General features: G+C 75.8%; 11 protein-coding genes. All 11 read left to right on the forward strand.

Annotation, left to right across the window (positions count from 1 at the left end):
- Positions 1-152: 152 nt before the first annotated feature.
- Entirely contained in the window at positions 153-323 is a 171-nt protein-coding gene (locus K8Z61_RS02420; RefSeq protein WP_224126468.1) for a hypothetical protein, read from the forward strand.
- 4 nt (positions 324-327) lie between these two features.
- Positions 328-1,410, forward strand: coding sequence for a 16S rRNA (cytosine(1402)-N(4))-methyltransferase RsmH (gene rsmH, locus K8Z61_RS02425; RefSeq protein ID WP_224126469.1), 1,083 nt, complete (start codon positions 328-330; stop codon positions 1,408-1,410).
- On the forward strand, positions 1,407-1,958 hold the full coding sequence (locus K8Z61_RS02430; RefSeq protein ID WP_224126470.1) for a hypothetical protein: 552 nt from the start codon (positions 1,407-1,409) through the stop codon (positions 1,956-1,958). The genes rsmH and K8Z61_RS02430 overlap by 4 nt, the downstream gene beginning before the upstream one ends.
- On the forward strand, positions 1,955-3,769 hold the full coding sequence (locus tag K8Z61_RS02435) for a penicillin-binding protein 2 (protein WP_224126471.1): 1,815 nt from the start codon (positions 1,955-1,957) through the stop codon (positions 3,767-3,769). The genes K8Z61_RS02430 and K8Z61_RS02435 overlap by 4 nt, the downstream gene beginning before the upstream one ends.
- Positions 3,763-5,328: a UDP-N-acetylmuramoyl-L-alanyl-D-glutamate--2,6-diaminopimelate ligase gene (locus K8Z61_RS02440; RefSeq protein WP_308116734.1), complete on the forward strand. Its 1,566-nt coding sequence runs from the start codon at positions 3,763-3,765 to the stop codon at positions 5,326-5,328. Before K8Z61_RS02435 ends, K8Z61_RS02440 begins: the two co-directional genes overlap by 7 nt.
- Positions 5,325-6,401: a phospho-N-acetylmuramoyl-pentapeptide-transferase gene (gene mraY / locus K8Z61_RS02445; protein ID WP_224126472.1), complete on the forward strand. Its 1,077-nt coding sequence runs from the start codon at positions 5,325-5,327 to the stop codon at positions 6,399-6,401. The genes K8Z61_RS02440 and mraY overlap by 4 nt, the downstream gene beginning before the upstream one ends.
- Positions 6,398-7,384, forward strand: coding sequence for a hypothetical protein (locus K8Z61_RS02450; RefSeq protein ID WP_224126473.1), 987 nt, complete (start codon positions 6,398-6,400; stop codon positions 7,382-7,384). Before mraY ends, K8Z61_RS02450 begins: the two co-directional genes overlap by 4 nt.
- 161 nt (positions 7,385-7,545) lie before the next feature.
- The gene (ftsW, locus tag K8Z61_RS02455) at positions 7,546-8,802 is read left to right on the forward strand and encodes a putative lipid II flippase FtsW (protein WP_224126474.1); all 1,257 of its coding nucleotides are present in this window, start codon (positions 7,546-7,548) and stop codon (positions 8,800-8,802) included.
- A gap of 31 nt (positions 8,803-8,833) precedes the next feature.
- Entirely contained in the window at positions 8,834-9,916 is a 1,083-nt protein-coding gene (gene murG, locus K8Z61_RS02460; RefSeq protein ID WP_224126475.1) for an undecaprenyldiphospho-muramoylpentapeptide beta-N-acetylglucosaminyltransferase, read from the forward strand.
- The gene (gene murC, locus K8Z61_RS02465; protein ID WP_224126476.1) at positions 9,913-11,289 is read left to right on the forward strand and encodes a UDP-N-acetylmuramate--L-alanine ligase; all 1,377 of its coding nucleotides are present in this window, start codon (positions 9,913-9,915) and stop codon (positions 11,287-11,289) included. Before murG ends, murC begins: the two co-directional genes overlap by 4 nt.
- A 2-nt stretch (positions 11,290-11,291) precedes the next feature.
- Positions 11,292-12,035, forward strand: a complete 744-nt coding sequence (locus tag K8Z61_RS02470) for a cell division protein FtsQ/DivIB (protein WP_224126477.1) — start codon at positions 11,292-11,294, stop codon at positions 12,033-12,035.
- Positions 12,036-12,052: the final 17 nt, after the last annotated feature.

The raw sequence follows: 12,052 nt of genomic DNA on the forward strand, positions 1-12,052 counted from the left end.
GGGCACCTTCCCCGGCTCCAGAACCCGCGTCTTCCCCGATCCGGAGCGGGCGGGGACCAGGCCCTGCGGCCGTCGCACCAGCAGCACCAGCAGCAGCACGACCAGCACCACCCCAGCAATCCAGCCGCCACTGCCACCCGGGGTCGAGACCGATGAGCCAGACGACGAGCGCCGCACCCGCGGTCCCGCGCGCCGACCTCGCGCGCCGCCGGGTGCGCCACCAGGTGCGCGACGCCGCGCTGCTCATGGCGTTCTCCGCCGGCCTCGCCCTCGCCGGCGCGACCGGGCTGCTCGTGGTCACCACCCTGGTCGCCGGACGCTGATCCGATGGCCTCCCCGCTCCACGTCCCGGTGCTCCTCGACCGGGTCGTCGCCCTCCTGGCGCCCGCGCTGACGCCCGGGAGCGACGACCGCGGGGACGCGCCGGTGCTGATCGACTGCACGCTCGGCCTCGGCGGCCACAGCGAGGCGGTCCTGGAGCGGTGCCCGCACGCCCGGGTGCTGGGCGTCGACCGCGACCCCGAGGCGCTGCGCCGCGCCGGCGAGCGGCTGGCCCGCTTCGGCGAGCGGTTCACCGCCGTCCACGCCGTCTACGACGAGATCCCCGACGTGCTCGCCGGCCAGGGGCTGGCCCCCGTCGGCGGCGCCGCGGCGGTGCTCTTCGACCTCGGCGTCTCCTCGATGCAGCTCGACCTGCGCGAGCGCGGCTTCGCCTACGCCGCCGACGCCCCGCTCGACATGCGGATGGACGGCACCCGCGGCCGCACCGCGGCCGACCTGCTCAACGAGGCCCCGGTCGCCGAGCTGGTCCGCATCCTGCGCGACTACGGCGAGGAGCGCTTCGCGAGCCGCATCGCCGAGGCGATCGACCGCGAGCGGCAGCGCGAGCCGTTCACCACCAGCGGACGCCTCGTCGAGCTGCTCTACGCGAGCATCCCGGCGCCGGCCCGCCGCACCGGCGGCCACCCGGCCAAGCGCACCTTCCAGGCGCTGCGGATCGCCGTCAACGACGAGCTGGCCGTGCTCGAGCGCGCCCTCCCCGCGGCGCTCGCGGCCGTCGCCGTCGGGGGCCGGGTCGTGGTCGAGGCCTACCAGTCGCTCGAGGACCGCCTGGTCAAGCAGGCGTTCGCCGCCGCGACCCGGCTCGACGTGCCCCCCGACCTGCCGTTCGTGCCGGCCGGCTCCGAGCCGCCCTTCCGCGCCGTGACGCGGGGCTCCGAGCAGGCCGACGAGGCGGAGATCGCCGAGAACCCGCGTGCCGCCTCGGTGCGGCTGCGGGCCGTCGAGCGCGCGCACGACGGCGCGGTGCCCGAGCCGCCGCGTCGCGGCCGACGCGCCGGCCCGGGAGGGGGTCGCGGTGGGAGCAGCAGGGGGAGTCGAGGCAGTGGAGTCGAGGGAGCAGGGCGATGAGTGACCGGATGACGACGGCGGGCCTGGCCCGTGCCCTGCCGCGGGTGGCCGAGACGGCCGTCGAGCGGGCGCGGCTGCGGGTCGTCCCGCGCACGCGGCGCGCCACGCGCGTGCCCTTCGTGAGCCTGGTGACGGTGCTGCTGCTCGGCGGCGTCGTCGGCCTGCTGTTCTTCAACACCTCGATGCAGCAGACGTCGTTCACGATCAGCCGACTGCAGGACCAGGCCACCTACCTCGACGCGCAGCAGGAGAGCCTCCAGATGGACCTGCAGCGCCTGCAGGACCCCCAGACGATCGCGCGCCGCGCGCAGGCGATGGGCCTGACGATCCCCGCGGCGCCGCTCTTCCTCGAGCTCGGCTCGGGCCGGGTCGTGGGCGACCGCTCCGCGGCGACCACGCGGGATAAGGTGCAGCTCGAGCCCGCGCCGCCGACGCTGCCCTCGGCGCTGGTGCCGCAGCGGCGGGTCGTCGTCGTGCCGCCGCCGGAGGGCGTGCTGCCGCGAGAGGCCTCCCGCGGCGCCCAGCGTCGGACGGGCTCGGGCCGGTGAGCCGGCCCGGCGGCGGGACGGACCGGCTCGGTCCCGGCGCGCCCCGCTTCCGCCTGCGCCTGGGGTTCCTGGTCATCGCGCTGGTCCTCTCGGTCTACGGCGCCCGGCTGGTGCAGCTGCAGGCCGTCGACCCCGGGGCCTACGCGCAGCGTGCCGCGCAGGAGGGCACCGTCGACGTCGTCCTGCCCGCCGAGCGCGGCCGCATCCTCGACCGCAACGGCGACGCGCTCGCGGAGTCGTCGGCCGGGCTGATGATCATCGCCGACCCGCAGCTGGTGAACGTCGACGGCGAGGACCGTCCGGTCGACCGCGCCCCCGAGCTCGCCAAGCTGCTGGCCACCCGCCTGCACCTGGACTACTTCACCCTGCTGCAGCGGCTGCGGGCCACCGACACCCAGTTCCAGTACCTGGCGCGTCAGGTGCCGGCCGACCTCGCGACCCGGGTCGTCGCCCAGGCGAAGGCGCGCGGCTTCGACGGGCTCTCCACCGAGCGCGACCCGATCCGCGTCTACCCGTCCAAGGACGTCGCGGCGAACCTCGTCGGCTTCCTCGGCCTGCCCGACCAGGACGGCGTCGCCCGGCCCCTCGCCGGCTTCGAGGCGATGTTCGACTCCGTGCTCGCCGGCCGCGACGGCTCGGCCACCTACAGCGTCGACAGCCGCGCCAACGGCAACCGCATCCCGCTGGGCCAGAGCACGGTCGTCCCGGCGAGGAACGGCGCGGACCTCACCACCACGATCGACCGCGACCTGCAGTGGTACGTCCAGCGGGTGCTGCGCACGACCGTCGAGCAGGCGCGGGGCGACTCCGGCGTCGCCGTCGTCCTCGACAGCCGCACCGGCCAGGTGCTGTCGCTGGCCGACTACCCCAGCTACGACGCGAACGACCCGGCCGCCTCGCCGAAGGCCGATCGCGGCGCCCGCTCGCTGCGCGACGTCTACGAGCCGGGCTCGGTGGAGAAGGTGCTGACGCTCTCCTCCCTCATCGACGCCGGCAAGGTCACCGACCGCACCCGGCTCACCGTCCCGGGCTCGCTGGCCCGCCAGGACCGCGTCATCCACGACTGGTTCCCGCACGACACGCTGCGCCTCACGCTGGCCGGCGTGCTCGCGAAGTCGTCCAACATCGGCACCGTGCTGGCCGCCGACCGGTTCGACGCGGGACAGCTGCGCGGGTACCTCGAGCGCTTCGGGCTCGGCCGGGCCACCGGCGTCGGCGTGCAGGGCGAGGCGCCGGGCATCCTGCCGTCGGGCGCGCAGTGGACCCCGCAGGTGCAGGACCGCATCGCGTTCGGCCAGTCGGTGTCGGTCAACGCCGTGCAGATGGCCGCCGCGGTCAACACCATCGCCAACCGCGGCGTGCGGGTCGACCCGAGCCTGGTGCTCGGCCACGCGACCACCGCGGACGGCCGCACCGTCGGCTCCGACGACGCGACCACCCGCCGGGTCGTCAGCGCGGGAGCGGCGCGGCAGACCACGCTCATGATGGAGCGGGTCGTCGACCCGGACGCCGGCGTCGCCCCCGGCGCGCGGGTGCCGGGCTACCGGGTCGCCGGCAAGACCGGCACCGCACAGCGCGCGAACCCCGACTGCGGCTGCTACGACGGCACCTTCACCGTCTCCTTCGCCGGCTTCGCCCCGGCCGACGACCCGCGCTTCACCGTCTACGTCGTGGTGCAGAACCCGCGCAACGGCGGAGGTGGCGGATCGGTCGCCGGCCCGGCATTCTCCGAGATCATGAGCTACGCCCTGCGCCGGTACGCCGTGCCGCCCACCGGCACCGCGCCGTCCTCCCTGCCCGTCACGTGGTGAGCGACCTGCGCCCGGCCAGGCCCCTGCGCACCCTGCTCGCGCAGGTCGCCGCCTGGCTCGACCTGCCGTTCGACGGCGCCGGTGACGTCGCCGATGACGAGGTCGTCGTCACCGGCGTCAGCCTCGGCTCGCAGCGGGTGCAGGCCGGCGACCTCTACGCCGCGCTGCCCGGAGCCCGCCGGCACGGGGCGGAGTTCGCCGCCGACGCGATCGACGCCGGGGCCGTCGCGGTGCTCACCGATCCCGCGGGCGCCGACCTGCTCGGCGAGACGTCCGTGCCGGTGCTCGTGCACCCGACGCCGCGCGCGGTGCTCGGCCGGCTCGCGGCCCGTCTGTACGGCGACCCGGGCGAGGCGCTGACGCTCATCGGCGTCACCGGCACGCAGGGCAAGACCACCACGACGCGGCTCGCCGAGGGCGGCCTGCACCAGGCGGGCGTCGTGGCCGCGGTCGTCGGCACGGTCGGCACCCGCATCGCGGGGCGCGACGTCGCCACGAGCCTCACCACGCCCGAGGCGCCGGACCTGCAGGGCCTCTTCGCCGTCATGCGCGAGCGCGAGGTCGAGGTCTGCGCGATGGAGGTCTCGAGTCACGCGCTGGTGCTCGGACGCGTCGACGGCACGGTCTTCGACGTCGCGGTCTTCCTGAACCTGGGGCGCGACCACCTCGACTTCCACCCGACGCTGGAGGACTACTTCCAGGCCAAGGCCTCGCTGTTCACCCCCGAGCGGGCGCGGCTCGGGCTGGTGGACGTCGACGACGAGCACGGCCGGCGGCTGGTCGAGCAGGCCCGCGCCGGCGGCCTGAGCGTGCGCACCATGGCGATCGACCGCGACGCCGACTGGCGCGCGACCGACGTCGTGTCCGGACCCGGCGGCTCCACGTTCACCCTGCGCGGGCCCGACGGCCTGGTCGTCGAGGCCCGGTGCCCGCTCGCGGGCCGCTACAACGTGGCCAACACGCTCGCGGCGCTGGCCGCCTGCGGCGAGGCCGGGTTGGACGTCGCCGCCGTCGCCCGCGGCATCGCGGAGGGCCCCGGCGTCCCCGGTCGCCTCGAGCGGGTGGCCACCGACCTCGACCTGACGGTCGTCGTCGACTACGCCCACAAGCCGGACGCCGTCGAGGCGGCCCTCACGACGCTGCGCCCGCTGACCCGTGGCCGCCTCCTCGTCGTCCTCGGCGCCGGCGGCGACCGCGACCCGGGCAAGCGATCGCTCATGGGCGAGCTCGCCGCGCGCCTGGCCGACGTCCTCGTCGTCACCGACGACAACCCCCGCACCGAGGACCCCGCCGCGATCCGCGCGGCGGTCGCCGCCGGCGCCGCGGGGGTGCCCGACGCCGAGCGCGCCGAGATCCACGACGTCGGCGATCGCCGCGCGGCCATCGCCCTGGCGCTCTCGCTCGCGTCGCCCGGCGACGTCGTCGTGGTGGCGGGCAAGGGGCACGAGACGGGCCAGGAGGCGCACGGCGTCGTCACGCCCTTCGACGACCGCGTGGTCGTGGCCGAGGAGGCCGCGCGACTGGCCGCCGAGCGCGTGGGGGAGAATCCCCGCCGATGAGAGCGATCCTCCTGGGCGGCGGCTTCGCGCTGCTCCTCTCCCTCCTGGGCACCCGTGTGGCGATCACGCAGTTCACGCGCATGGGCTACGGCCAGGAGATCCGAGACGACGGCCCGACCAGCCACCACACCAAGCGCGGCACCCCGACGATGGGCGGCGTCGCGATCATCGCCGCCGCCGTGCTCGGCTACCTGCTGGCCAAGCTGATCACCGGCGAGATGCCCAGCGCGTCGGCGCTGCTGCTGCTCTTCCTGTTCGTCGGCATGGGCCTGGTGGGCTTCATCGACGACTTCATCAAGATCTACAAGCAGCGCAGCCTGGGCCTGCGCAGCAAGGCCAAGTTCATCGGCCAGACGCTCATCGCGCTGGTCTTCGGCGGCCTGGCGCTGAGCCCGATGCTCGAGGACGACCGCGGGCAGACGCCGGCCTCGCACGCGATCAGCTTCACCCGCGACATCGCGTGGCTGACGCTGCCGACGGTGCTGGTGATGGCCCTGATCTGGCTCACCGTCACCGCGACCTCCAACGCGGTCAACCTCACCGACGGCCTCGACGGCCTGGCCGCCGGCTCGAGCATGGCGGTGTTCGGCGCCTACACGTTCGTCAACATCTGGCAGAACAACCAGTGGTGCGGCCAGGCCGACATCACCTACGGCAAGTGCTACGACGTGCGCGATCCGCTCGACCTCGCGATCGTGGCCGCCTCGATCACCGGCGCCTGCTTCGGCTTCCTGTGGTGGAACGCCTCGCCGGCTCAGATCTTCATGGGCGACACCGGCTCGCTGGCGCTCGGCTCGGCCCTGGCGGGCCTGGCGATCCTCACCCGCACCGAGCTGCTGCTGGTGCTGCTCGGCGGCCTCTTCGTGCTCGAGACCGTCTCGGTGATGCTCCAGGTGTCCTTCTTCCGGCTCAGCAATGGCCGACGGATCTTCCGGATGGCGCCCATCCACCACCACTTCGAGATGCTCGGCTGGGAGCAGGTCACGGTGGTCATCCGCTTCTGGATCATCGCGGGCCTGTGCGTGGCCGGCGGCCTCGGCGTCTTTTACGCCGAGTGGGTCGCGGGCACGTGAGCGCGCCGGTCGACCCCGAGGCGCTCGGCCGCGCCGACGACTGGTCGTCGGTGCGGGCGCTGGTCGTCGGCTTCGACGCCGCGGGCTTCGCGGCCGCCGACAACCTCCTGCACCTCGGCGCGCAGGTCGCGGTGGTCGACGAGACCGCGCGCGGACGCGAGGAGCAGGCCGAGCTGCTCGAGGTGCTGGGCGCGCGGCTGCGGCTCGAGCCCGGCGCCACCACCGCGCGGGTCGAGGACGACCTGCGCGACGTCGACGTCGTCGTCGTCTCGCCGGACGTCGCGGCCGACGCGCCGCTGCCGGCGCAGGCGCACCGGCGCGCCCTGCCGGTCTGGGGCGAGGTGGGGCTGGCGTGGCGCCTGCGCGACCCCGACGCCCCGGCGCCGTGGCTGGTGGTCGCCGGCGGCCGGCCGATCCGCGGGGTGCTCCACGCGGCCGAGGCGATCCTCCGGGCCGAGGGCCTGCGGACGGTCGTCGCGGGCGAGGAGGGCCTGCCGCTCGTCGAGGCGGTCATGGACCCCGTGCCCTACGACGCCCTGGTCGTGGGCCTGAGCGCGGCCCAGCTGCGCGACGCCGGGGCGATGTCGCCGCTCGCCGCCGCCGTGGTCGCGCCGGGGGAGGACCGCCGGCTCGGCCGGGCCTACGGGCTCGTCCAGGAGGCCTGCGTCTACCGCGTCGACGACCCCGGTGCCGAGGTGCTGGTGCGCGACGCCGACGTGGTCGAGGGCGCGCGGGCGATCGGCGTGACGCTCGGCACGCCGACCGTCGGCATGCTCGGCCTGGTGGAGGACCTCCTCGTCGACCGCGCGTTCATCGCCGAGCGGGCCACCTCCGCCGCGGAGCTCGGGGCGCTGGCCGACGTCGGTCCCGCGGACGTCGAGCCCGAGCAGGTGGCCGACGCGCTGGTCGCCGCCGCCCTCGCCCGCGCCCGCGGCGTCCCGCAGGCGGCCGTGCGCGACGGCCTGCGCGCCGCCGCCCGCTGACCGCGGCCGGGGGCGTTCGGCGTCCGGCGCCGCCCGGCCCGGCGACACGCGGCGGATGTGCCGCGCAACACTCCCGGGACCCGTGAGACTGGTGGGACTGATGGGACGGCTCCTCGGAGCCTCGTGACAGCGCGGCCCGGCGCCGCGGAGGAGGTCGGGCGTTGTCCACCGCGAATCCCGAGGACACCCAGTACCTCGCGCCGCCCGCCCGTCGCGGCACCGTCCGCAGCGCGGTGGAGTCGCTGCAGGACGCCCTCGACCGGCCGCTGACCGCCTACTACCTGCTGCTGGGCGCGTCCGGCCTGCTCCTCCTGCTCGGCCTGATCATGGTGATGAGCGCGTCGAGCGTGTACTCCTACGAGCAGAACGACGGCGACTCCTACGCCGTGGTCCTGCGCCAGCTGATGTGGGTGTCGATCGGCCTGCCCTGCGCGTGGATCGCCTCCCGGATGCCGCAGCGCGCGGTGCGCGCCGTGGCCCCGCTGGCCTACGTCGTCTCGCTCCTGCTGCTCGTCGCGACCGTCTTCGTCGGCGTGCGGATCAACGGCAACCAGAACTGGCTCGCCGTCGGGCCGGTGCAGATCCAGCCAGCCGAGATCGCGAAGCTGGCCATGGTGCTCTGGGCCGCCCACGTCTACGCCAACAAGCAGCGCCGGCTCGACGGCGGCCTGCACCACTTCGTCATGCCCGTCGTGCCCGGCATCCTGCTGCTGACGCTGCCGGTGCTCGCCGGCCACGACCTCGGCACCGCGCTGGTCTTCTTCGCGATCCTCGTCGGCCTGCTCTGGGTCGTCGGCGCGCCCGCGCGGCTCTTCGGCTTCGCGCTCATCGGCGTCAGCGTGGCCGCCTTCGCGCTCGCGGGCACCAGCCCGGAGCGCGTCACCCGGCTGATGAACTTCACCGACCCCATGAACGACTTCCACCAGTCGGGCTGGCAGCCGGCGCACGGCCTCTTCGCGCTGGCCACCGGCGGCTGGTTCGGCGAGGGCATCGGCGCCTCGCGCCAGAAGTGGGGCCAGCTGCCGGAGGCGCACACCGACTTCATCTTCGCGGTGCTCGGCGAGGAGCTCGGCCTGGTCGGGACCCTGCTGGTGATCGGGCTGTTCCTCACCCTCGCCTACGCCGCGCTGCGGGTCGCCCGGCAGACGCAGGACGTCTTCGTCCGCTACGTCACCTTCGGCGTCGTGGTGTGGATCCTCGGCCAGATGGTGATCAACATCGGCATGGTGCTGGCGCTGCTGCCGGTCATCGGCATCCCGCTCCCGCTGGTCTCCTACGGCGGCTCGGCCCTCGTGCCCACCCTCGTCGGGCTGGGGCTGGTGATCGGCTTCGCCCGACGCGAGCCCGAGGCCGCCCGCGCCCTGGCCCAGCGGCGTCGCCGCAGCACGGGGCTCGCCGCCCCGGGGCGTCGACGCTGAGGCCGGCGCGCCCGGCTAGGTTGTACGACCGATGCGCGTCCTGCTCGCCGGCGGTGGAACCGCCGGCCACACCTCGCCCCTGATCGCCACCGCCGACGCCCTGCGCCGGCTCCGACCCGACGTCGCGATCACCTGCCTCGGCACGCCGCGCGGCCTGGAGACCACGGTCGTCCCGGCCGCGGGCTACGCCCTCGAGCTCGTCCCGCCGGTGCCGCTGCCGCGCCGCCCCGGCGCCGACCTGCTGCGCGTGCCGGGCCGCCTGCGCGGCGCGGTCCGCGCCGCGGCCGAGGTGCTCGACCGCGTGCAGCCCGACGTCGTCGTCGGCTACGGCGGGTACGTGTCGGTGCCGGCCTACCTCGCCGCGCGCCGTCGCGGCCTGCCGGTGGTCGTGCACGAGCAGAACGCCCTGCCGGGCATCGCCAACCGCCTCGGCGCCCGTCTCGCGCGCCGGGTCGCGGTGAGCTTCCCCGGCACGCCGCTGCCCCGCGCCGAGCACGTCGGCCTGCCGATCCGGACGATGATCTCCGGCCTCGACCGGCCGGGTGCACGGGCCGAGGCCCGCGCGTTCTTCGGCCTCGACGCCGACCGGCCGACGCTGCTCGTCACCGGCGGCTCCCAGGGCGCGCGCCGGCTCAACCAGCAGGTCTCGGCCGCCGCGCCCGAGCTCGCGGCGGCGGGCGTCCAGGTGCTGCACGTGCAGGGCAGGCACGGCGGGGCGGAGCCGCCCGTCCCGGTCGAGGGCGCGGCGCCGTACCGGGTGCTCGACTACGTCGACCGGATGGACCTCGCCTACGCGGCCGCCGACCTCACCCTGTGCCGCTCCGGCGCGAACAGCGTCACCGAGGCCGCGGCGGTCGGACTGCCGGCCGTCCTCGTCCCGCTGCCGGTCGGCAACGGGGAGCAGGCCCGCAACGCCGAGCCGGTCGTCGCGGCCGGCGGCGCGCTCCTCGTCGCCGACGCCGACCTCACCACCGCGTGGGTGCGCGAGCACGTCCCGGCGCTGCTCACCGACCCCGCGCGGCTCGCGGCGATGGGCGCGGCCGCCTCCGCCCTCATCCCGCGCGACGCCGACGAGCGGCTCGCGCGCCTGGTGCTCGAGGTGGCCGGCGCATGAGGCTGCCCGTCCCCGAGGAGCGCGTGCCCGCAGGCGAGCTCCGGCGCGTCCACCTGATCGGCCTCGGCGGCGCCGGCCTGTCCGGCATCGCCCGGCTCATGCTGGCCCGCGGCGTCGAGGTCAGCGGCAGCGACGGCGTCGACTCGCCCACGCTGGCCGCGCTGCGCGCCCTGGGCGCCACCGCCCACCACGGTCACGACGCGCGGCACCTCGACCACCTGCGCGACGGCGACGTCGTCGTCGTCTCCACCGCGGTGCACGAGGACAACCCCGAGTACCGGGAGGCCGTGCGTCGCGGCCTGCGGATCTGGCCGCGCTCCACCGCGCTGGTCTCGGTGATGCTCGGCCGCACCGTCGTCGCGGTGGCCGGCACGCACGGCAAGACCACCACCACCTCCCTGCTCACCGTCGCCCTGCAGGAGGCCGGCGCCGACCCGGCCTACGCCATCGGCGGCGATCTCGCCGCCACGGGCGTCAACGCCGCCGACGGCAGCGGACCGCTCTTCGTGGCCGAGGCCGACGAGAGCGACGGCGCGTTCCTCCACTACCGCCCGCACGCGGCGATCGTCACCAACGTCGACGCCGACCACCTCGACACCTGGGGCACCCCCGAGGCGTACGCCGCGGCCTTCGACGACTTCGTCGCCACCCTCGACCCCGACGGCTTCCTCGTCGTGGTGGCCGACGACCCCGGCGCGGCGGCCCTCGGGACGCGCCACGAGGCCGCCGGCGGACGCGTGCTGCGGGTCTCGGCCCGCAGCGACGACGGCGTCGACCTCGGCCCGGCGGCGCTCGACGGCGTCCGCCTGTGGTCGCCGGGCGAGCACTACCGCGCCGACGCGCTCGCCGCCCTCGCCACGGGCCTGGAGCTCGGCCACGACCGCGACGCGCTGCGGCGCGGCCTGGCCGCCTACACCGGCACCAAGCGGCGGATGGAGCGCAAGGGCGAGGCCGCCGGCGTGCGCGTCTACGACTCCTACGCCCACCACCCCACCGAGATCGTGGGTGACCTCGAGGCCGCCCGGGCGATCGCGGGGGAGGGGCGCGTGCTCGTCGCCTTCCAGCCGCACCTGGTCTCGCGCACGCGGATCTTCGCCGGCGAGATGGGCGCCGCCCTCGGCGCCGCCGACGAGGTGGTCGTGCTCGACGTCTACCTGGCCCGCGAGCCCGCCGACCCCGCCGTCACCGGCGCGCTCGTCGCCGACGCCGTGCCGCTGCCGGACGACCGGGTGGTGTTCGAGGCCGACCGCGACCGCGTGGTCGCGACCCTGGTCGAGCGGGCGCGACCCGGCGACCTCGTGCTCACCCTCGGCGCCGGCGACGTCACCGCCCTCGGTCCGCAGGTCCTGGCCCGGCTCGGCGCGGACGCCTGAGCATGGCCCTGCGACGCGGCCCGCTCGACGCCGACGCCCGCGCCCGGCGCGCGTTCGCCCGTCGGCAGTGGGCGCGTCGCGCGCTCACGCTGCGCCGCGTGCTCGCGCTCGTCGTGGCGGTGGTGCTGCTCGGCGGCGGCGCGTACGCGGTGTGGCTCTCGCCGTGGCTAACCGCCAGGTCCGTCGACGTCGAGGGCGCCGGACAGCTCAGCGCGGCCGACGTCGCGCAGGCCGCCCGCGTGCCGGTCGGCGAGCCGCTCGCACGCGTCGACCTCGGCCGCATCCGCATGCGCGTGCAGGCCCTGGCCGGCGTCGCGTCGGCCGACGTGACGCGGTCGTGGCCGCACACGGTGCGCATCACGATCACCGAGCGCCAGGTCGTCGCCGTCGTGCGCATCGGCGGCCTGCTGCGCGGCCTCGACGACTCCGGCTCGGTGTTCCGGTCGTTCTCCTCCCCGCCGAAGGACCTGCCGCTGATCGAGAGCACCACCGGCACGTCCGCCGCCGCGCTGGCGGAGGCGGCGAAGGTCGTCACGTCGCTGGCGCCGGACCTCCGCGCCCGGGTCGACCACGTCTCGGTGCGCACCGTCGACCGGATCTCCCTCGACCTGCGCGACGGTCGCACCGTCGTCTGGGGGAGCAGCGCGGGCTCGCAGCAGAAGGCCGAGGTGCTCGCCCTGCTGCTGCGACAGAAGGCGCAGCGCTACGACGTCTCGGTGCCCTCGCGGCCCAGCACGCGCGGCTGACCTCCGACCCGGGCGTC

Source organism: Nocardioides sp. TRM66260-LWL (assembly GCF_020075545.1).
Classification (GTDB): Bacteria; Actinomycetota; Actinomycetes; order Propionibacteriales; family Nocardioidaceae; genus Nocardioides.

Coding starts and splice junctions, on each gene's coding strand:
- K8Z61_RS02420 (WP_224126468.1), top strand. CDS start 153: ATGAGCCAGACGACGAGCGCCGCACCCGCGGTCCCGCGCGCCGACCTC.
- rsmH (WP_224126469.1), top strand. CDS start 328: ATGGCCTCCCCGCTCCACGTCCCGGTGCTCCTCGACCGGGTCGTCGCC.
- K8Z61_RS02430 (WP_224126470.1), top strand. CDS start 1,407: ATGAGTGACCGGATGACGACGGCGGGCCTGGCCCGTGCCCTGCCGCGG.
- mraY (WP_224126472.1), top strand. CDS start 5,325: ATGAGAGCGATCCTCCTGGGCGGCGGCTTCGCGCTGCTCCTCTCCCTC.
- murG (WP_224126475.1), top strand. CDS start 8,834: ATGCGCGTCCTGCTCGCCGGCGGTGGAACCGCCGGCCACACCTCGCCC.
- murC (WP_224126476.1), top strand. CDS start 9,913: ATGAGGCTGCCCGTCCCCGAGGAGCGCGTGCCCGCAGGCGAGCTCCGG.
- K8Z61_RS02470 (WP_224126477.1), top strand. CDS start 11,292: ATGGCCCTGCGACGCGGCCCGCTCGACGCCGACGCCCGCGCCCGGCGC.